This window comes from Mesorhizobium sp. P2_E7 (assembly GCF_056403855.1).
On sequence record NZ_JBFUER010000003.1, the window covers coordinates 124,408 to 142,943 of the forward strand.

Here is an 18,536-nt window from a genome sequence, read left to right on the forward strand (position 1 = left end):
GGCTCTGCTTAGCCCAGCACCACGTTGGCGGCGCTCTCGGGCAGATCCTCGCCAAAGGCGCGCTGGTAAAACTCGGCCACCACCGAGCGTTCCAGCTCGTCGCACTTGTTGAGGAAGGTCAGCCGGAACGCCATGCCGATATTGCCGAAGATTTCGGCATTTTCGGCCCAGGTGATGACGGTGCGCGGGCTCATCACGGTCGACAGATCGCCATTGATGAAGGCCGAGCGCGTCATGTCGGCGACGCGCACCATCTTGTTGACGATGTCCTTGCCCTTGCCGTCGCGATAGTGCTTCGCCTTGGCCAGAACGATGTTCACCTCATTGTCGTGCGGCAAATAGTTCAGCGTGGTGACGATCGACCAGCGGTCCATCTGCGCCTGGTTGATCTGCTGCGTGCCGTGATAGAGGCCGGTGGTGTCGCCGAGGCCGACCGTGTTGGCGGTCGAAAACAGCCGGAACGCCGGATGCGGACGGATAACACGGCTCTGGTCGAGCAGCGTGAGACGGCCCGACGATTCCAGCACGCGCTGGATGACGAACATCACGTCCGGACGGCCGGCATCATACTCGTCGAAGCACAGTGCGACATTGTGCTGGTAGGCCCAGGGCAGGATGCCGTCGCGGAATTCGGTGATCTGCAAGCCGTCCTTGACGACGATGGCGTCCTTGCCGACGAGGTCGATACGGCTGACATGGCTGTCGAGGTTGACGCGCACGCACGGCCAGTTGAGGCGGGCGGCGACCTGTTCGATATGGGTCGACTTGCCGGTGCCGTGATAGCCCGACACCATGACGCGGCGGTTGTAGGCGAAGCCGGCAAGGATCGCCAGCGTCGTCGCCTTGTCGAACAGATAGTCCGGATCGACGTCCGGCACATGCTCTGATGTCACCGAATAGGCCGGCACCACCATCTTGGAGTCAAAGCCGAATTTATCCTTCACCGAGACTGTCGTGTCGGGCAAATTGGCGATGTCGCGATCGACCTTGTTCATCTCTATCCACGTCTCCACGGGCGAAATGCCTCATTTCGCCGGCAATCGATTTTGTCCGGGGGCGGTCTTAGAGCCTTTTCCACCCTTATGAAAGTTGGAAAACGACACGAACCGTTGGGTCGCTCAGCACAAACCCGCCTGCTTGAGCACGCGATAGGCCTGCAGCACATCGCGGAACCGGTCTTCCGAACCTCTGTCGCCGCCATTCGCATCCGGATGGTGACGCTTCACAAGTTCCTTATAGCGCGCCTTGATATCCTTGCCAGTCGCCTTTGTATCAAGGCCAAGCGTTTCCAGCGCCTTGGCCTCAAGCGGCTTGGCCTTGCGTTCGCGCGCCTCGCGCGGGTCTTTCGGCCCTTTGAACAGGTCGAACGGGTCGCGCATGCGGTTGTAATAGCCGGCGCGGCCGGAGCGCATCTGCGCCATATCGGGCGAGGAGCGCGTCGAGGCGCCGGCGAGGCCCATCTTCCATGTCGGCCGGTGGCCGGTCATCGCTTCCTTCTGGAAGCGGGCGATCTCGGTGTCCGGGACGCCGGAGAAGTAGTTGAAACCCTTGTTGTATTCGCGCACATGATCGAAGCAGAACTGAAAATACTCGCCTTCCTTCATGCGCCCGACCGGCGCGCGATGGGTGCCGGCCTCCTTGCAGCCGTCCCACTGGCAGATCGGCGAGCGCGACTTAAGCTCCGCGTCCTTTTCGGGACGGATCCGAATCTTCTCGAAATATTTGGGGTACGATTTCATCTCACCCATTTATGGGCTGTTCGCACGTGCGAAACAAGAATTGACATTTTCGCGATGATCGCCCTAACCGCTGAATCGCGGCATAAAGCAGGGCGAATGGTGATTTTTGAGGCGGCCCGGCGAGATCGATCCCGATTTCCCGATCACGCCATGCAGATATGGTGAAGGGAGACCGCGATGTCCATACAGGCGACCATGGAAGACAAGCTGAACAAGGCGTTTTCGCCGGAGCGGTTGGTGATCGTCAATGAAAGCCATCTCCATGCCGGTCATCACCATCACGGCTCCGACCATCATGGCGCCTATGACGGCACCGGCGAGACGCATTTTCGCGTCCGCATCGTCTCGCCCGTCTTTGCCGGCATGAGCCGCATCGACCGCCACCGCGCCGTCAACGAGTTGCTGGCGGCGGAGTTGAAGGCCGGCGTCCATGCGCTGGCCATCGAACCGGCAGCACCCGGTGAAAAGACCCGCTGGTAGGCCGCCTCAGATCACCGCTTCGATCAGAAACGGTCCGGGGCGCGAGAGTGCGCTGTCGAGCAGCGCGTCGAAGCGCTCGCATGTATCGGCGCGGGCAGCCTCGACGCCCATGCCGTTGGCCAGCGCAACCCAGTCCAGCGCGGGGTGGTCGAGATCGAGCATGCGCCTGGCGTTCTCGCCGATCGCATTGACGCCGACATTCTTCATCTCGCCATGCAGGATGGCGTAGGTCCGGTTGGAAAACACGATCGTGACCACGTCGAGCTTTTCCCTGGCCTGCGTCCATAGGCCCTGCACCGTGTACATGCCGCTGCCATCGGCTTCGAGATTGATCACCTTGCGGTCCGGGCAGGCGATCGCCGCCCCTGTTGCCATCGGAATGCCGCCGCCGATCGATCCGCCCGTGCCCATCATATAATCGTGCGGGGCAGCAAAGGCCGACAGCGCGAAGAACCGCCGTGCCGAGGTGACCGCCTCGTCGCAGACGATGGCGTTTTCTGGCAGCTTACGCGCCACCGATAGAGCGATCGCGTCGTCGGTCAACTTGCCGCTTGGTGTTAATTCGTCGGGAAAGGCGGTCGCTGCGGTGAATTTCTGGGTTGCCTTGATACCAAGCTCGTCGGCGAGCGCCTCCAGCGCCGCTTTCAAATCCTCGCCGTGCGCCGCCAGCGAAAGCACCTGGCAATCGTCCCGGACCAGCCGCCCCGGCTTCCCCGGATAGGCGAAGAAGGCGACCGGCTCCTTGGCGCCGACCAGCACCAGCACGTCGATATCCCTGAGCGTGGCCGTTGCGGCGTCGACCGGATAGGGAATGCGTGTCGGCGCGAACCGCCCGCGACCGCGCTGCATGCGGGCGATCAGCACCTCGCTGAACAGGCTGACATTGCCCGCCGCCGAGATTTTCCCGGCAATTTCAAGCGCATCGACGCGCGCTGCCAGCCCGCGCACCACCATGCCGACGCGGCCCGGGCGGGTGCGGATCGCTTCGGCGACCTTGTGCACGGCCTCCATGTCGACGGCGGGCGGCGGCGCCAGCTTGACCTTGCCAGGTGAAATTGCGTCGACCTCGCCCCAGGCGGCATCCGCCGGCAGGATCAGCGTCGTGACGCCAGGAGGGGTCAGCGAAGCACGGAAAGCCGCCTCCGCGGCCGGTGCGATGTCGGCCGGACCCTTGACGCGGCCGACCCAGTTCGACATCGGCGCCGCCAGGCCTTCTATGTTGCTGGTCAGCGGCGCGTCGAGCGGCAGGTGGTAGGAGGCGTGGTCGCCGACAATGTTGATCATCGGGCTGCGCGCGCGCCTTGCGTTGTGCATGTTGGCCAGCCCATTGGCCAGGCCCGGTCCAGTGTGCAGCAGCGTCGCCGCCGGACGGTCGGTCATGCGCGCATAGCCGTCGGCGGCACCCGTCACCACACCTTCGAACAGGCCGAGCACGCAGCGCATTTGAGGCTTGCGATCGAGTGCGGCAACGAAATGCATTTCCGACGTGCCGGGGTTGGCGAAACAGACGGTGACATCATTGGCCAGCAGCACGTCACACAGCAGGTCGGCGCCATTCATGAAATTCTTCCCCGGTTCGACAATCTGCCAGGCAAATGCACCCATAGAAGCCGGTGCGGCAATGTCCTGCCGGGATTTTTGGTCTGATCCAGGGCCTCGCCGCGATCAGCCGACTGTCGATTTCAGGAAGGCCAGTGCCGCAGCGGTCAATGCGTCGCCATCCTCGCCGAAATCATGATTGATCGACATATGCGTATAGGCGCTGCCGTCGAACAGCGTCACCGCCGTCCCGGCAACGCGCAGGCGCTTGGCAAAGGCCGTCGATTGCTCGTCCCGGCCATCGGCGCGCGAATAGGCGATGAAGGTCGGCGGATGCTTCTTTCCGTCGACATAGCTGGCCGGCGATAAGGCCGCCCATTGCGAAGGATCGGAAAACACACGGGCATAGGCCCGCACCATGCCGCCGCTTTTCTCAAGTGCCGCAAGATCATAGGCCCTGGTATCGTCGAGGATCAGCGCTGCTACGCCGGGCAACCCGCCGCGCATGCCGGTCAACGCAATAAGGTGGCATCCGGCCGAATGGCCCATGCCGACGATGCGGCGGGGGTCGCCGCCAAATCGGGCGATGTTGGCCCTGACATAGGCATAGGCCTTCTCGACATCGCCGGCCTGGGTGGCGACATCGGCTTCGGGCAGCATGCGATAGTCGATGGAGACGAAGCAGAAGCCATTGGCGAGCAGAAAGGCCGGCTTGGCGCCGACCTGGCTGCGTTTGCCGAACTGCCAGGCGCCGCCATGGACGAAGAAGACCACCGGTAGGCCACTGGCGCCTTCGGGCGCATAGATATCGAGCTTGGCTGGTCCGTAGTCGAAGGTTTGAGGAGACGGCCGCCGCCCTGATGCCGCAGCGCCGGCGACCGGCAACAACGCCAACGACGCAAGAAGCAGGGTTCGCCGGTCTATCATCCATCGTCTCCTGACCGCCCCGGCGAAGATGCACCTTGGCGTCGTCGAGTTCCAATGAAGGATTGGTAATGCGGGCCGAGCTAGGCGTCGCCCGCCGGCCTGATCCTGATCCTGGCGATCCGGTTCTTGTCGCGCTTCATCACCACGAAGCGCTTGCCGTGGAAGGTAAAGGCCTGCTTTTCCTCGGGGATCGACTGCGTCTCGTGGATGACCAGGCCGGCAATGGTGGTGGCTTCCTCGTCCGGCAGGTTCCAGTCGAGCGCCCGGTTGAGGTCGCGGATCGGCACCGTGCCGTCGACGACGACGGAGCCGTCGGCTTCCTGCTTGACGCCCTGGATGTCGACATCGTGCTCGTCGGCGATCTCGCCGACGATCTCCTCGATGATGTCCTCCAGCGTCACCAGCCCTTCGACCTCGCCATATTCGTCGACGACGATGGCGAAATGCGCCTTGGCGCGCAGGAAGGCGTTGAGCTGCTCCTGCAAGGTCGTGGTGTCGGGCACGAACCACGGCTTCGACGCGATCTTCATCACGTCGATCTTGGTAAAGTCGTTGCCGACCTCGTTCAGCGCCCGCAGCAGGTCCTTGGCGTGCAGCACACCGACAATGTTGTCGAGCGAGCCCTTCCACAGCGGCATGCGGGTGTGCGGGCTCTGCAGGATCTCGCGCACCACGGCTTCCGGCGCATTGTCGGCATTGACCGAGCGCATATTGGTGCGGTGGACCATGATGTCGGAGACTTCGAGCTCATCAAGGTCGAACAGGCCGCCGACACGGTCGCGGTCCTCGCGCACCATCTGGCCGTCGCGGCGGAAATCGTCGACCGCGCCGCGCAATTCGTCCTGGGTCGAACGCTGCGGCTCGATGCGCGAAAGTTCGTAACCGAACATGGCAAGCAGGCGCGTGCGCACGGAAATGAAAAACAGGATGAGGATGGCGAGGACGGCGACGACGATCCAGCCGGTGTCCATCTCAGCCGGCTTTCCTGCTGGCTGGATGATTTTCCCTGAGGAAGGACAGCACTTCCGACGCCGGCACATCTTTGGCGATAAAGGCTTGGCCGATGCCGCGCGTCAGGATGAAGGTCAGCGCGCCGCGCGACACTTTCTTGTCCTGGGTGATGAAGCCAAGCAGCGCCTCGGCGTCGGGCAGTTCGCCAGGGATGTCGGACATGCGCCAGGGCAGGCCGACGGCACGCAGATGCGTCTCGACGCGCGCAGCGTCGTCGGGGCTTGCCAGGTTGAGCCGTGCGGAAAAACGATGCGCCAGCGCCATGCCGATGGCGACACCTTCGCCATGGACGAGACGGGAGCCGTCATACTGTGTGGCCCCTTCCAGCGCATGGCCGAATGTGTGGCCGAGATTGAGCAGCGCGCGGTCGCCGGTTTCGAACTCGTCGCGGGCGACGACATCGGCCTTGGCGCGGCAGGCCTCGGCGATGGCCTCGGCCCGCTCCGCACCGCCCGCGAACACCTTCTCCCAATTGGCCTCCAACCAGGCGAAAAACGCCGGCCGGTCGATCAGCCCGTATTTGGCGAGCTCGGCATAGCCGGCGCGAAATTCACGGATCGGCAGCGTGTCGAGCACTTCGGTGTCGGCCAGCACCAGCTTGGGCTGGTGGAAGACGCCGACCAAATTCTTGCCGCGCGGGCTGTTGATGCCGGTCTTGCCGCCGACGGAGGAATCGACCTGCGCCAGCAGCGAGGTCGGGATCTGCACGAAATTCATGCCGCGGCGCACGACCCCAGCGGCAAAGCCGGTGAGGTCACCGATGACCCCACCGCCGAGCGCGATGACGACGTCGCCGCGCTCCAGTTTCGCGGCCAGTACGCCGTCGACCACCTCTTCGAGATGGGCAAAGCTCTTGGTCTTTTCGCCGGCCGGCAGAGTGATGACGGCAGGCTGGATGCCACCTTTTTCCAGACCGGCCTTCAGAGCTTCGAGATGTGCCACCGCGACATTGTCGTCGGTGACCACGGCTGCCCTCGTGCCGGGCAGGCGGCGCGAAATCTCGGTGCCGGCACGCGCCAACAAGCCGGGGCCGATCAGTATGTCATAGGCGCGCTCGCCAAGGCCGACCTCGACAATGACTGGTTCGCTCATGGCCTCACCTCGTCCGGCGCCGTGGTCACCGGAACGCCGAAATGCCCGCACAATGCGTCGACGACCTCGGTCGCGATGACCTCCTTGCGGTCGTCGCGCGTCGGCACGGTGACGTCGGACGTGGCATAGACCGGATAGCGTTCGCCCATCAGCCGCTCCAGGACGGCGCGCGGATCGGGGCTTTTGAGCAAGGGCCGGTTCTGCTTCTTGGAGACGCGCTCCATCAACAGATCGAGCTCGGCCTTCAGCCACACCGAAACACCATGCGACGCGATCGCGTCGCGCGTCTGCGCATTCATGAACGCGCCGCCGCCCGTCGACAGCACCTGCGGGCCGGTTTCCAGGAGGCGCAGGATGACGCGCTGCTCCAGCGCCCGGAATTCGGTCTCGCCATAGCGTTCGAACAGCTCCGGCACGGTCATGCGCGATACGCTTTCGATCTCCTGGTCGCTGTCGATGAACGGCAGCGACAGCATGGCGGCCACCTTGCGGCCGATCGCTGTCTTGCCGGCGCCCATCAGGCCGACAAAGACAATCGAGCGGCTGCCCAGTCTGTCGAGCAGCGCGGCATGGCTCTCGCCGGGAGGATTTGCTGGTAACACGTTCATGAGACCATGCTGTTTCTAAGCCGTCTTTGCCGGCGTATCGACATCAAAAGCCCGTTTGCGTCAAGCATCGCGCCCTGAGCAGGTCTCGGAAAGTGCAGTGGTTTTCCCACATGGACCTGCGTTAGACAAAACCCTTCGTCCTTGAATTGGCCGGATTGGCGTCCCATAAGGGCACAGGGTTTGGAATCGCAGAACAAGAAGACGGGCGAAAATTGATGCCGACACTGTTCCGCTTTGTCGTGACGCTGATGATTCTTGCCGGCATTGCCTATGGTACGATGGTGGCGCTGGCGATGTTCGTTGAGCCGAAAAAAGCGGAAATCACCGTGCGCATCTCGCCGGAAAAGCTGAACCCCAAGAAAAACTGACCCCAAAGGGCACATGAACAGCGCGGCTCGCATCGAAGCTTTTCTCGAAATGATGAGCGCCGAGCGCGGTGCCGCCGAAAACACGCTCTCTTCCTATCGCCGCGATCTCGAAGACGCCTCGCAGCAGATTGGCGGCGGGCTTGCCGGTGCAGCCGCGGCCGACATCCGCGCCTATCTCGACGACATCGCCGTGCGCGGCTTTGCGCCGACCTCGCAGGCGCGAAAACTGTCGGCGATCCGCCAGTTCTTCAAATTTCTCTATACCGAGGGCCTGCGCAGCGACGACCCGACCGGCACGCTCGACGGTCCGAAAAAGGGCCGTCCGCTGCCCAAGACGATGAGCGAGGCCGATACCGGCCGGCTGCTCGACCGGGCGGCGCTTGAGGCAGGCGATGGCGCCGATGGCGATCGGCTGGCGGCATTGCGCCTGCACGCACTGGTCGAGGTGCTCTACGCCACCGGCTTGCGCGTCTCCGAGCTGGTCGGCCTGCCGGTGACCGTTGCCCAGCGCGACGACCGCTTCTTCATGGTGCGCGGCAAGGGCGACAAGGAGCGCATGGTGCCGCTGTCGGCCAAGGCGCGCACGGCGATGCGGGCCTGGCTCACGGCCCGGGCGAAGGTGCCGGCTTTCGCCGACAGCCCGTTCCTGTTTCCGGCCGCCGGCGACAGCGGCTATCTTTCCCGGCAGGTCTTTGCTCGCGACCTGAAGGGCCTTGCGGCACGGGCCGGCATATCGGCGGCGAAAATATCGCCGCATGTGCTGCGCCATGCTTTTGCCAGCCATCTGCTGCAGAACGGTGCCGATCTCAGGGCGGTGCAGCAGCTGCTCGGCCACGCCGATATCTCGACCACGCAAATTTACACGCATGTGCTGGAGGAGCGGCTGGTGCGGCTGGTCAACGATCATCATCCGCTTGCCGACTAGGCCTCATATCGCTATGTGAGGGCGACGTTCCACCCCACGGCGCCCCGGTTTTCAGGTTCCGTCAGTCTTTGCCTTCCGACGCATCGGTCCGCTCAAGAATGTACAATTACCTCGATTTCGAAAAGCCGGTGCAGGACCTTGAGCTCAAGATCCTCGAGCTGAAGAAGCTTGCCGAGAATGGCGAGGCGGTCGATGTCGGCGACGAAATCAGCCGGCTCGAGAAACGCGTGCGCGACGCGCTGCGCGACATCTACAAGGCGCTGACGCCGTGGCAGAAGGTGCAGGTCGCGCGCCACACCGACAGGCCGCATTGCCTCGACTACATCAAGGGCCTGTTCAGCGATTTCACGCCACTCGCCGGCGACCGCAATTTCGGCGAGGACCAGGCGATCATCGGCGGCTTCGCCCGCTTCCGCGGCGAACCGGTGGCCGTCATCGGCCAGGAAAAGGGTTCGGACACGGCGAGCCGCCTCAAGCACAATTTCGGTTCGGTGCGCCCTGAAGGTTACCGCAAGGCGGTGCGGCTGATGGAGCTTGCCGACCGCTTCAAGATCCCGCTTCTGACGCTGGTCGACACCGCCGGCGCCTATCCCGGCGTCGGTGCGGAGGAACGCGGCCAGGCCGAAGCCATCGCTCGTTCGACCTCGGCCTGCCTCGGCCTCAAAGTGCCGTCGATCTCGGTCGTCATCGGCGAAGGCGGCTCGGGCGGCGCCATTGCGATTGCCACCGCCAACCGCGTCTACATGCTGGAACATGCCATTTATTCGGTGATCTCGCCGGAGGGCGCCGCCTCGATCCTGTGGCGCGACACCACGCGATCCAAGGATGCGGCGACCAACATGAAAATCACCGCCCAGGATCTTCTGGAGATGAAGATCATCGACGCCATCATCCCCGAACCGCTCGGCGGCGCCCAGCGCGCGCCCGAAACGGTGATCGCCGCCACCGGCGACCTCATCGCCAAGACGATGAAGGATTTTGCCGGCGCCAACACCGATTTTCGCGAGCAGCGCCGTGAAAAATACCTGGCGATGGGCCGCAGCCTCTGATTTCGGACCGGTTGCGCGCCGCAATGTGGCGCGAGTGAGCAATTTCGCCACAAAAATGCCGCCGCATTCGGTTCAATGAAAACTCCGTGAAACGGGACGAATTGCCGTGGGGGAAGCCGCCCGGAGCTTGCGGTAAGGAATTTTCAAGGTTAACGGGCTTAGGGTCCGTGAAGGTTTAGTGTGCTGGCCGGCGCAGCCGAAGCCCTGGCCCCGAGAAAAAAGACATAGCCGTAACCATGTTCGCCAAGCTTGCCCGCACCGGAATCCTGATCGCCGCCCTCGGCGTTGCCGGCTGCAACGATTCCTCGATGAAGGATTTCGCGCCGGAGGCCAACAAGCCGCTGCCGGACAAGATCCTCGCCGACATGAAGGCCAAGGGCATGGTCCGCACCTCCTCAGTGATGGCTCGCATCTTCAAGGAAGAAGGCAAGCTCGAGATCTGGAAGGCCAAGACCACCGGCCGCTACGAGATGGTCGCCAGCTACGACATTTGCAAATGGTCGGGCAAGCTCGGCCCGAAATACACCGAGGGCGACCGCCAGGCGCCGGAAGGTTTCTACACGGTTCGCCCGTCGCAGATGAATCCGCGCTCGAACTATCATCTGTCCTTCAACATCGGCTATCCCAACGCCTATGACCGGGCCAATGGCCGCACCGGCGCCAATCTGATGGTGCATGGCGCCTGCTCGTCATCGGGCTGCTATTCGATGACCGACCCGCAGATCGAACAGATCTATGCTTTCGGCCGCGACGCCTTCCAGGGCGGCCAGACCGAGTTCCAGATCCAGGCCTTTCCGTTCCGCATGACCGCCGCCAACATGGCGCGCTATCGCAACGACCCGAACTACGACTTTTGGAAGATGCTGAAGGTCGGCTACGACAATTTCGAGATCACCAAGGTGCCGCCAAAGGTCGACGTCTGCGAGAAGCGCTATGTCTTCAACCAGGTGGCGCCGGAGGGCACCACCTTCGATCCGACGGGCGCCTGCCCTCCAACCACGCAGCCGGATTCGCTGAAAAGCGCCTACAACGCCTATCAAAGCAGCTATGACGCGGCCTTCAGCGGCGCGGTCAAGGCCAGCGTGCCGGCGCCCAAGCCGACCATTGCCGGCATCAAGGAAGCCAGCATCGTTTCCGACTGGTCGAAGCGCCGCGCCCGCGGCGAGCGCGTGCCGATCGATCCGCCGTCGCTCAATTCCGACGGTACGGTGACCGAGACGGCGCGCATGGGCCGCATCGATTCGCCTGCCGGCCGCAAGATGGCCGCGCTCGACGCCGAGAAGGAAGCCAAGCGCAAGGCCGAGGAACAGCGGCTTGCGGCCATCGAGGCGGCGAAAGCCGCCAAGGCCCAGGCATTGGCTGAAAAGGAAGCGGCCAAGGCCCAGGCGGTGGCCGAGAAGGAAGCCGCCAAGCAGGCTGCCCAGCAGCCGGTCGCCACTGCGAGCGTCGAGGCGGCGCCCGTCGAGCCGCAGGCCGACGAAAGCCGGCTGGCAAAGATCAAGAACAAGCTGCTCGGCATGTTCGGCGGCTGAGGTTTCACCTTGGCTGCGATCTACGATCTCAAGGGGCTGAACTGCCCCCTGCCCGTTCTCAAAGCAAAAAAACGCCTGGCGGCGATGCAGCCGGGCAGCCGGCTGTGGCTGGAGACCACCGACCCGCTGGCGGTCATCGACATCCCCGCCTTTTGCGCCGACGCCGGCCATCAGCTGGTTGAAACAGCGGCCGTCACCGGCGGCCATCGCTTTCTGGTCGAGCGCGGCGAACCGCAACCCTGAGTATCAACCCCCGGCAATCGCCAGCGGATTGCTCTCCAGCGCCGCACGATCCGGTGTGTCGATCGACGGCCGGTTGGTGAAAGCGGCGAACAGCCGGCGCACATAGTCTTCCGGCATGTCGAGGGTGATAAGGACCAGCCTGGTGCCGCGCTGACCGTCCGGCCAGGCCGGCAGCCGCGCCGGCGGATGCAGGATCTTCTGCACGCCGTGAACGACCAGCGGCCGCGACGGGTCTTCCGCAAGCTCGATGACGCCCTTCATGCGCAAGAGCTTGTCGCCATGCGCCGAGCGCAGCAGGTCGAGGAACATCTCGATCGCCGAAAACGGCACCGGCACGTCATGCACCAGCGAATAGGAGCGCACGCGGGAATCGTGGCGATGCGCATGGTCGTGCTCGCCGTGCTCATGCTGGCCGTGATGGTGGTCGCCCTGATCATGGTGGTGGTCGTGCGCGGCTTCTTCGCCTAGCCAGCGCTGGACGTCGGCGGATTTGGTCGCCGGATTGTAGAGGCCGCAATCGAACAGCGCCGCGACGCCGGTTTGGCTGTCACCGGCCTCCAGCACTTTCGCGCCCGGATTGAGCTGACGCAGCCGCGCCCGCAGGGCCTCGAGATCGGCGGGATCGCCGGCCAGATCGACCTTGGTCAGCACGATGCGGTCGGCGACCGCAACCTGCTTGACCGCCTCGACATGACCATCGAGCGTCGCATTGCCGTTGACCGCGTCGACCAGCGTGATGACGCCGTCGAGCCTGAACGCCTGGACCAGGGCGGGATGCGCCATGATCGATTGCAGCACCGGCGCCGGATCGGCGAGCCCCGTGGTCTCGACGACGACGCGCGCAAGGCGGGCTATACGACCTGTCTGCAGCCGGTCGACGAGGTCGGCCAGCGTGTCGACCAGTTCGCCGCGCACCGTGCAGCACAGGCAGCCATCGGACAGCTGGATGATGCCGTCCGAGGCCTGTTCCACCAAGAGATGGTCGATCGCCACTTCGCCGAACTCGTTGATAATGACGGCGGTATCGACCAGCGCCGGGTCCTTGAGCAACCGGTTGAGCAATGTCGTCTTGCCGGCGCCGAGGAAGCCGGTGAGCACCGTGACGGGTATCGGAAAGCCCGCCATCTCCTAGTTCGCGGCCTTGACCGACTGGTCGCCCTGCACCGGGGTTGCCGAACCCACCACGACCGGTTCCGAACCCTTTGGCGCCGGGATGTCGGGCCGCCAGCTCGGCAGCGGCACATCGGCGAATTCCTGGCCGCCCTGGTCGAGCATCGCCTTTGGCGCTGGCCCGGTGGCGCCGCCAAGACCGACGGCGACCAGCGTCGGCACGTGGTCCAGCTTTTCCTGATAGGGCGATTTCGGCACATCGGCGCCCTTCGCGGCGACCGGCGGTGCCGCCTCGGACTGCTCTTCGGGCGCCTTCTTCTTGCAGATCTCGTCATGCATGTCGTTGGTCGACACGGCATCGCCATAGGTTGGCATGGCCGCGACCGTGATCGCGTTCGGATCGGGCGTGGCAAAGCCCTGGTCGAGCAGCCTTGCCGCGGTCTCGGCGCGGCTGACCGCCGATTTTTCGCCAAGCACGACAGCGACCAGCGTGCGACCATTGCGCGTTGCCGAGCCGATCATGTTGAAGCCCGATGGACAGACGAACCCGGTTTTCATGCCGTCGGCGCCGGGATAGCGGCCGATCAGAAGATTGTAGTTGGGGATCGCCTTCTTGCCGACGGCAAGGCCTTCGATCGAGAACCACGGCGCGTATTGCGGGAATTCCTTGCGGATCGCCATCACCAGCAAGGCAAGGTCACGCGCCGTCGTATACTGCTCCGGCGAAAACAGCCCGTTCGGGTTGACGAAATGCGTCCCGGTCATGCCGAGCCGCGCGGCTTCGGCGTTCATGCGGATGGCGAAGCCTGCCTGCGAGCCGCCGATATTCTCGCCGATGGCCATGGCGATGTCGTTGGCCGATCTGACCAGCATCATCTTCAGCGCATTGTCGAGCCGCATCACCGAGCCCGGCTTGAAGCCCATCTTGCTGGGCGGCTCGCCGGCCGAATGCTTGGTCACCTTGATCGGCGAGTCGAGCTGGACCTCGCCGGCGGCAATCGCCCGGAAGGTGACATAGGCGGTCATCAGCTTGCTCAGCGAAGCCGGATACCAGCGGCTGAAGGCGTCCTGATGCTGCAGGACCTTGCCGCTGTTCAGGTCGAACAGGACAATCGGATTGGCCAGAGCCGGCCCGGCCAGCATCGGCAGCGCCAGGGTTCCCGTTAGCAGTAATTTGAGGATATGGCTGTGCCGCATCATGGAATCCGAAATCACCTCTTGCCGTAGTCGCCCCTGGCTCCGTAAGATTTCGTTACGCGATGGCCAGCATGATGAGATCCGGCCCTCAATTTCCGGATCACATTGTTTGCGGTGCTATTTACCCTATGTGACGCCAAGATGGCAAAGTGCCTGGCAATCACAATTGCAAAGCAGCGGGCCAACACCGTCTGCTCCAACAGCGAGATGGAACCATAATGCCGATTCTCAACCGCGCCGCCGAGATGCAGGATGAAGTTGCCGGCTGGCGACGCCATCTGCACCAGACGCCAGAACTGAACTTCGATGTCTTCAAGACCGCCGCCTTCGTCACCGAGAAGCTGAAGGAATTCGGCTGCGATGACGTGGTGACGGGCCTCGGCAAGACCGGCGTCGTCGGCATCATCCATGGCCGCAAGGGCGAAGGCGCGACCATAGGCTTGCGGGCCGACATGGACGCGCTGCCGATCAACGAGATCACCGGCAAGCCCTACGCCTCGACCGTTCCCGGCAAAATGCACGCTTGCGGCCATGACGGCCACACCGCAATGCTGCTGGGCGCCGCCAAATATCTGACAGAAACGCGCAATTTCGCCGGCTCGGTGGCGGTCATCTTCCAGCCGGCGGAAGAAGGCGGCGGCGGCGGCAACGAGATGGTCAAGGACGGCATGATGGAGCGTTTCGACATTTCCAGGGTGTTCGGCATGCACAACATGCCGGGCCTGCCGGTCGGCCAGTTCGCCATCCGGCCGGGCCCGATCATGGCGGCAACGGCCGAATTCACCATCACCGTCAAGGGACGCGGCGGCCATGCGGCTATGCCGCACGGCACGATCGACCCGATCGTCATCGCCAGCCAGCTGGTCGGCGCCTTGCAGACGGTTGCCTCGCGCAGCACCGACCCGGTCGAGGCCGTGGTGGTGTCGGTGACCAAATTCCACGCCGGCGACGCCTACAACGTCATTCCAGAGACCGCCGAGATCGCCGGCACGGTGCGCACGCTGAAGAAGGAGATCGCCAAGAAGTCGGAAGAGCGCATCCGCGCCATTTGCGACGGCATTGCCACCGCCTTCGGCGCGACGATCACTGTCGATTATGACGCCAATTACCCCGTCACTTTCAACAATCCGGAAGAAACCGTCTTTGCCAGCGATGTCGCGGCGAGTGTCGCCGGTGACACCCAGGTTCACCGTGCCATCCAGCCGGTGATGGGAGGCGAGGATTTCTCCTACATGCTGGAAGCCCGGCCCGGCGCCTTCATCTTCATCGGCAATGGCGAGACCGCCGGCCTCCATCACCCGGCCTATGACTTCAACGACGAAGTCATCCCGCACGGCATGAGCTACTGGGTGAAACTGGCCGAAACGGCGCTCGCTGCCTGACCTATGCCGCCTAGAGGCCGGCCGAATTGCCTTCGGCCGGCCTCTTGATTGCCTTCGGCGAGCCTCTTGGCGAAACGATCCGAAGCGGCTATGTGTCGGGCCGCGTGGTCCCGTAGCTCAGTAGGATAGAGCGGCAGATTCCTAATCTGTAGGTCACAGGTTCGATTCCTGTCGGGATCACCAATAACAGGTAGATCGCATCCGCGAAGCTCAGGCCACCTGATCGCCGACCGGCCGAGAGCGTCTCATGGCACCTGATCGGCCTCTTTCGGAACTTGCAAATCGCCACTATCCGAGATGATAGCGATGCCGGAACGGCAATCACGACTACACTGAAGGGGCGTCTGATCGGAATGGATTTTGATTGGCAGAGCATCAACGCTTCAGGGTCGTTTGCCGAGCGCGACTATGTGACGAACAAGCTCTCGATATGGATGCCCATTCTTGAACCGCTGCGGGATACGCCGCTTTCAGTTCTGGAAATTGGTTCCATGGAGGGCCGCTCCGCCCTTTTCTTTGCCAGCTACTTGCCTAAGGCCGTCATCACCTGCGTCGATCCATTCCACAAACGGGAGAAAAGGTTCGACAGGAATTTGAAGCGCTACGCCGATCGGGTGACGAAGATTCGCGATTTCTCCCTGCCTGCGCTGATCAGGCTGCGCCAGGCAGGAGCGGAATTTGACCTTGTTTATATCGATGGTTGTCATGAGCGCGAAAGCGTCATGATGGATAGTGTCCTGGCATGGGGGATGCTCAAGCACGGCGGCATGCTCATTTGGGACGACTACACCGACTACAAGGACAACAAGGCAAATTGGGAGCGTCCCACGTCCGCCGTCGATGGCTTCCTGGTCGCCTACGCGCAAGAGTTTCAAGAGATCTCGCGCACCAAACAGCTCATCGTGAAGAAGACTGCCGATACCCCGCGCTGCCCGGTAAGGGGAAAAATCGGCTCACGCCGTCTCAGGACCTTTGTGCAATCCATTCAGGGCTGGCTCTGAGAGCCACGGCGACGGGTGCGTCGGGCAGCCTTGCTCCGAAACCTATCAGCCCGTGAGGCGCCCACGAAACAACGTGGTGCCGTCCGCCAGGCGCGACCTGGAAATGTCCCGGAATCCAGCCTCGGTCATCCACGCGCGATACTGACCTTCAGTGTAGGATTCGCCTGCGCGATAGAGGTTCAGGAAGGTGAGATTGAGAAAGACACCGTCAGGCGGGCCGAGACGGTCGTCATCGACGACACCCCACCCGGCAATTGCGATCTCGCCTCCTTGTGTCAGGCAACGTGCCGCGTTCAGGATCGAACTGCGCGCCTGGTCCGGCGGCAGCACCTGGACGACGGCTTTCAGGATCGCCAGATCGTGCTGGCCGACCGATGGCGCGACCGTGATGTCGCCTTCTTCGACAACCACGTCGCTGGCGCCGTATTCCGCCAGGATGGCTGGCGCGACCGCTGCGACCGTCGGCAGTTCCATCAGCGTCGACGCAATATGCGGCCAGCGCTCGCGAAGTCCGACGAGAATCGTCCCGGCGCCGCCGCCGATGTCGATCACCGAACCGATCGTCGAGAGGTCCAACGCGCGGGCCAGATGTCGGCCGAAAATCACTCCGCCGGGGGCGAGCATGCGGCTGAAGGCCGCCGCGGACTCAGGCCCTGCCTCGGCAAAGTCGTGCAGCGCAGCCGGCCGGTTCTGCCGCAGCGAGTCTGCGGTCAAAAGGTCGGCTCCCCAGAGCTCGCGCAGCAGCGCGTGATCGCCGCCGCGATAAGTCGGCTTGGACGCGTCGAGGAACTCCGCCGCTTCGGCGCCGTTGCGAAATTGACCATCCTCGACGTCGAGGAGACCGACGCTGGCGAGCGCATAGAGGAGCCGCGACAGACGATCGGGCTCGACTTTGAGCGCGACCCCGAGGCTGCCGGCGGTCATTGCACTGCCGCCGAGCTGGGTGAAGATGCCAAGGTCCAGCCCGGCGCGAAGCGCGAGGGCAGGAGGCACCCCTGCGATCAGCTTGTCGATCCGCTCAAAATCCACCATGTCACATCCCTTTCCTCGATCCGGAGCCGAAAGCAACCCGGCGGATCGGATTCGACCGAACCGGCACCAACCGCAAGCTTTTGCCAGTCGATGCGCGCCGTCGATGCCGAAAACTCCTGTCCCGTCACGGAAACGTTTCAACCGCCTTCTTGGCGATAGCCCGGCCCATGGTTGCCATGATGTCGAACTGATTCTCGTAGTTGATCCCGTTCGCCTTCTGGATCGAGGCCTGGATTGCGCTTGAGAACGGCCAATAGGGAAAGTACGGATGACATTCGAATATGCCAACCTCACCGGTCTCGATGTCCCTGGCCATGTCGAAGGTCAGCAGCGGAACATCCGGAAAAGCGGAACGGTGGGCTGACCTGGCAGTTTCCATCATCTCCGGATTGGCGTCCAACACAACTTCCATACTTCGGGTGTTGGAGACTATGGCCGTGCCGCCGCCCTTGCCGAAATCCCATCTCGCCTTCAGCGGTTCACCGCGCCGCGTGGTTTGCCGGATGCAAAGGACGACTTCGCCGAAGACGGTGATCACACGATAGCTGACTGGCCATTCGCCCGTGTAGACGAATTTCTGAACAATCATCGGTCCGCGCCGGCCGAGATGGTCCGGCGGGTATGAAGCGCGGTCAGCAAACTTCACCCTTCCGATCTTCCTGATCCTGACATTGGCGCCGGCCCGTCCGACAGACGGCTTTTCGACGACGTAAGGCCCCCATTCGGCCGGGTCGAGTTTGGTATCCGGGCGCAGCTCTTCCCACCGTGGCACCGATACACCGGCAGCGGAAAGCGTCCTGTACTCGTCTATCTTGCTGCCTTTCACACCTGAAAAGAACTTGCCTGGGAGCAACTTGCGGTCGGTCCGCCGAACCATGGCGATGGACATGGATTGAGAAAGCCAAAGGGGCAAAAGCGCAATCTGCTCCGATCGTTTGTGACGGACAAGACGGGCAGAAATTCCCTCCGACCTGATTGCCTCTGCGATGCGATGAAAATCCTGCTTCGTCTTCGGATTCTCGTCCGGTACGACCAACACCACCGTCGTCAAAGGCGCTCTCCCGCGTCCCCATCGCGGCGATATTAGACGACAATCAATTTACCGAACAACTGGTGCCCCTTTCAGGGCAGTACGTCATGCGCGAGTATTCGATGGCCGACCGTGCTTTGCCGTTGCCGATCCGCCGACAGCGCCAATCACCTTTCCAGCGCCCGCCCGCTCTCGGCGTCGAACAGGTTCAGCTTGGCGGTATCGGGCTCGACCTAAAGCGTTTCCCCCGGACGCGCGCTGATCCGTTCGC

19 protein-coding genes and 1 tRNA gene are annotated in these 18,536 nt (G+C 63.2%); 9 read left to right on the top strand and 11 right to left on the bottom strand.

Translation table 11 applies throughout. From position 1 onward, the window contains the following. Positions 1-8 precede the first annotated feature (8 nt). Positions 9-995 (bottom strand): cobaltochelatase subunit CobS, encoded by a 987-nt coding sequence (gene cobS, locus AC1DYC_RS19810; protein WP_023776798.1) that lies wholly within the window; start codon positions 993-995, stop codon positions 9-11. 123 nt (positions 996-1,118) lie between these two features. Beyond that, positions 1,119-1,748 (bottom strand): J domain-containing protein, encoded by a 630-nt coding sequence (locus AC1DYC_RS19815; protein ID WP_112562202.1) that lies wholly within the window; start codon positions 1,746-1,748, stop codon positions 1,119-1,121. A gap of 168 nt (positions 1,749-1,916) precedes the next feature. On the opposite strand from AC1DYC_RS19815, the gene AC1DYC_RS19820 reads away from it, so the two are divergent. Further along, a complete protein-coding gene (locus tag AC1DYC_RS19820; protein WP_192258319.1) occupies positions 1,917-2,219 on the top strand; it encodes a BolA family protein in 303 nt (100 codons plus the stop codon). Between the two features lie 6 nt (positions 2,220-2,225). Here AC1DYC_RS19820 and AC1DYC_RS19825 read toward each other — a convergent pair whose 3' ends face one another. The 5 genes from AC1DYC_RS19825 to AC1DYC_RS19845 form a co-directional block, all read right to left on the bottom strand. Further along, positions 2,226-3,779, bottom strand: a complete 1,554-nt coding sequence (locus AC1DYC_RS19825) for an acetolactate synthase large subunit (RefSeq protein WP_477409207.1) — start codon at positions 3,777-3,779, stop codon at positions 2,226-2,228. 105 nt (positions 3,780-3,884) lie between these two features. Continuing rightward, positions 3,885-4,685, bottom strand: a complete 801-nt coding sequence (locus tag AC1DYC_RS19830) for an alpha/beta hydrolase (RefSeq protein WP_477409209.1) — start codon at positions 4,683-4,685, stop codon at positions 3,885-3,887. 80 nt (positions 4,686-4,765) lie between these two features. Continuing rightward, positions 4,766-5,656: an HlyC/CorC family transporter gene (locus tag AC1DYC_RS19835; protein WP_477409211.1), complete on the bottom strand. Its 891-nt coding sequence runs from the start codon at positions 5,654-5,656 to the stop codon at positions 4,766-4,768. Position 5,657: 1 nt separating this feature from the next. Continuing rightward, positions 5,658-6,788 carry a 3-dehydroquinate synthase gene (gene aroB, locus AC1DYC_RS19840; RefSeq protein ID WP_477409213.1) on the bottom strand — a complete coding sequence of 377 codons (1,131 nt, stop codon included), beginning with the start codon at positions 6,786-6,788 and terminating at the stop codon, positions 5,658-5,660. Further along, positions 6,785-7,396 (bottom strand): shikimate kinase, encoded by a 612-nt coding sequence (locus AC1DYC_RS19845; protein ID WP_477409215.1) that lies wholly within the window; start codon positions 7,394-7,396, stop codon positions 6,785-6,787. The genes aroB and AC1DYC_RS19845 overlap by 4 nt, the downstream gene beginning before the upstream one ends. Positions 7,397-7,611: 215 nt before the next feature. On the opposite strand from AC1DYC_RS19845, the gene AC1DYC_RS19850 reads away from it, so the two are divergent. The 5 genes from AC1DYC_RS19850 to AC1DYC_RS19870 all read left to right on the top strand — a co-directional run bounded on the left by AC1DYC_RS19850 (position 7,612) and on the right by AC1DYC_RS19870 (position 11,513). Then, a complete protein-coding gene (locus AC1DYC_RS19850) occupies positions 7,612-7,764 on the top strand; it encodes a histidine kinase (RefSeq protein WP_477409217.1) in 153 nt (50 codons plus the stop codon). 13 nt (positions 7,765-7,777) lie between these two features. After that, positions 7,778-8,689 carry a site-specific tyrosine recombinase XerD gene (locus AC1DYC_RS19855; RefSeq protein ID WP_477409219.1) on the top strand — a complete coding sequence of 304 codons (912 nt, stop codon included), beginning with the start codon at positions 7,778-7,780 and terminating at the stop codon, positions 8,687-8,689. A gap of 98 nt (positions 8,690-8,787) precedes the next feature. Continuing rightward, positions 8,788-9,738, top strand: coding sequence for an acetyl-CoA carboxylase carboxyltransferase subunit alpha (locus AC1DYC_RS19860; RefSeq protein WP_112562192.1), 951 nt, complete (start codon positions 8,788-8,790; stop codon positions 9,736-9,738). 236 nt (positions 9,739-9,974) lie between these two features. After that, complete coding sequence (locus tag AC1DYC_RS19865) at positions 9,975-11,270, top strand: L,D-transpeptidase family protein (RefSeq protein WP_477409221.1); 1,296 nt, start codon at positions 9,975-9,977, stop codon at positions 11,268-11,270. Between the two features lie 9 nt (positions 11,271-11,279). Continuing rightward, entirely contained in the window at positions 11,280-11,513 is a 234-nt protein-coding gene (locus AC1DYC_RS19870) for a sulfurtransferase TusA family protein (protein WP_477305770.1), read from the top strand. Positions 11,514-11,516: 3 nt separating this feature from the next. Here AC1DYC_RS19870 and AC1DYC_RS19875 read toward each other — a convergent pair whose 3' ends face one another. Together AC1DYC_RS19875 and AC1DYC_RS19880 are read right to left on the bottom strand one after the other, a co-directional pair. Then, positions 11,517-12,638 (bottom strand): CobW family GTP-binding protein, encoded by a 1,122-nt coding sequence (locus AC1DYC_RS19875; RefSeq protein WP_477409223.1) that lies wholly within the window; start codon positions 12,636-12,638, stop codon positions 11,517-11,519. A 3-nt stretch (positions 12,639-12,641) separates the two neighbouring features. Continuing rightward, positions 12,642-13,820 carry a D-alanyl-D-alanine carboxypeptidase family protein gene (locus tag AC1DYC_RS19880; RefSeq protein WP_477400686.1) on the bottom strand — a complete coding sequence of 393 codons (1,179 nt, stop codon included), beginning with the start codon at positions 13,818-13,820 and terminating at the stop codon, positions 12,642-12,644. A 218-nt stretch (positions 13,821-14,038) separates the two neighbouring features. Here AC1DYC_RS19880 and AC1DYC_RS19885 point away from each other — a divergent pair, with 218 nt between their 5' ends. The 3 genes from AC1DYC_RS19885 to AC1DYC_RS19895 all read left to right on the top strand — a co-directional run bounded on the left by AC1DYC_RS19885 (position 14,039) and on the right by AC1DYC_RS19895 (position 16,203). After that, a complete protein-coding gene (locus tag AC1DYC_RS19885) occupies positions 14,039-15,202 on the top strand; it encodes a M20 aminoacylase family protein (RefSeq protein ID WP_454573183.1) in 1,164 nt (387 codons plus the stop codon). A gap of 106 nt (positions 15,203-15,308) precedes the next feature. Then, positions 15,309-15,385, top strand: a tRNA-Arg gene (locus tag AC1DYC_RS19890). 170 nt (positions 15,386-15,555) lie between these two features. Then, positions 15,556-16,203, top strand: coding sequence for a class I SAM-dependent methyltransferase (locus AC1DYC_RS19895; RefSeq protein ID WP_477409225.1), 648 nt, complete (start codon positions 15,556-15,558; stop codon positions 16,201-16,203). Positions 16,204-16,248: 45 nt separating this feature from the next. Here AC1DYC_RS19895 and AC1DYC_RS19900 read toward each other — a convergent pair whose 3' ends face one another. Next, positions 16,249-17,235 (bottom strand): methyltransferase, encoded by a 987-nt coding sequence (locus AC1DYC_RS19900; RefSeq protein ID WP_477409227.1) that lies wholly within the window; start codon positions 17,233-17,235, stop codon positions 16,249-16,251. A gap of 124 nt (positions 17,236-17,359) precedes the next feature. After that, the gene (locus AC1DYC_RS19905; RefSeq protein WP_477409228.1) at positions 17,360-18,286 is read right to left on the bottom strand and encodes a hypothetical protein; all 927 of its coding nucleotides are present in this window, start codon (positions 18,284-18,286) and stop codon (positions 17,360-17,362) included. Positions 18,287-18,536: the final 250 nt, after the last annotated feature.

Bases quoted from the DNA above. Each gene is read 5' to 3' on its own strand.
- cobS (WP_023776798.1), bottom strand. From the start codon at position 995: ATGAACAAGGTCGATCGCGACATCGCCAATTTGCCCGACACGACAGTC.
- AC1DYC_RS19815 (WP_112562202.1), bottom strand. From the start codon at position 1,748: ATGGGTGAGATGAAATCGTACCCCAAATATTTCGAGAAGATTCGGATC.
- AC1DYC_RS19820 (WP_192258319.1), top strand. From the start codon at position 1,917: ATGTCCATACAGGCGACCATGGAAGACAAGCTGAACAAGGCGTTTTCG.
- AC1DYC_RS19825 (WP_477409207.1), bottom strand. From the start codon at position 3,779: ATGAATGGCGCCGACCTGCTGTGTGACGTGCTGCTGGCCAATGATGTC.
- AC1DYC_RS19830 (WP_477409209.1), bottom strand. From the start codon at position 4,685: ATGATAGACCGGCGAACCCTGCTTCTTGCGTCGTTGGCGTTGTTGCCG.
- AC1DYC_RS19835 (WP_477409211.1), bottom strand. From the start codon at position 5,656: ATGGACACCGGCTGGATCGTCGTCGCCGTCCTCGCCATCCTCATCCTG.
- aroB (WP_477409213.1), bottom strand. From the start codon at position 6,788: ATGAGCGAACCAGTCATTGTCGAGGTCGGCCTTGGCGAGCGCGCCTAT.
- AC1DYC_RS19845 (WP_477409215.1), bottom strand. From the start codon at position 7,396: ATGAACGTGTTACCAGCAAATCCTCCCGGCGAGAGCCATGCCGCGCTG.
- AC1DYC_RS19850 (WP_477409217.1), top strand. From the start codon at position 7,612: ATGCCGACACTGTTCCGCTTTGTCGTGACGCTGATGATTCTTGCCGGC.
- AC1DYC_RS19855 (WP_477409219.1), top strand. From the start codon at position 7,778: ATGAACAGCGCGGCTCGCATCGAAGCTTTTCTCGAAATGATGAGCGCC.
- AC1DYC_RS19860 (WP_112562192.1), top strand. From the start codon at position 8,788: ATGTACAATTACCTCGATTTCGAAAAGCCGGTGCAGGACCTTGAGCTC.
- AC1DYC_RS19865 (WP_477409221.1), top strand. From the start codon at position 9,975: ATGTTCGCCAAGCTTGCCCGCACCGGAATCCTGATCGCCGCCCTCGGC.
- AC1DYC_RS19875 (WP_477409223.1), bottom strand. From the start codon at position 12,638: ATGGCGGGCTTTCCGATACCCGTCACGGTGCTCACCGGCTTCCTCGGC.
- AC1DYC_RS19880 (WP_477400686.1), bottom strand. From the start codon at position 13,820: ATGCGGCACAGCCATATCCTCAAATTACTGCTAACGGGAACCCTGGCG.
- AC1DYC_RS19885 (WP_454573183.1), top strand. From the start codon at position 14,039: ATGCCGATTCTCAACCGCGCCGCCGAGATGCAGGATGAAGTTGCCGGC.
- AC1DYC_RS19895 (WP_477409225.1), top strand. From the start codon at position 15,556: ATGGATTTTGATTGGCAGAGCATCAACGCTTCAGGGTCGTTTGCCGAG.
- AC1DYC_RS19900 (WP_477409227.1), bottom strand. From the start codon at position 17,235: ATGGTGGATTTTGAGCGGATCGACAAGCTGATCGCAGGGGTGCCTCCT.